Here is a 254-nt window from a genome sequence, read left to right on the forward strand (position 1 = left end):
AAATTATTTTATCGCTTCCGTATTTGGTTAGCCAACTTTCAAAAACTTCTGGTTTTTTAACGGCAATACTTCCACCGGTAATTTGTTTTGCTCCAGATTCGAATGCAATGTGTAAATCTTCATCAGTTTTTAAGCCGCCACCAAAATCTATTTTTAAATTTGTTTTAGTCGCAATAGTTTCTAACACTTTATGGTTTACAATATGGCTTGCCTTAGCACCATCTAAATCTACTAAATGCAAATGCTCTATACCA

Annotated in this window: 1 protein-coding gene; it reads right to left on the reverse strand. The window is 33.5% G+C overall.

Annotated elements, in window-relative coordinates:
• The coding region (locus tag FUA24_RS00480) for a HisA/HisF-related TIM barrel protein (RefSeq protein WP_246146914.1) at positions 1–254 on the reverse strand (254 nt) is incomplete at both ends.

The sequence above is a fragment of the Seonamhaeicola marinus genome, assembly GCF_008085455.1.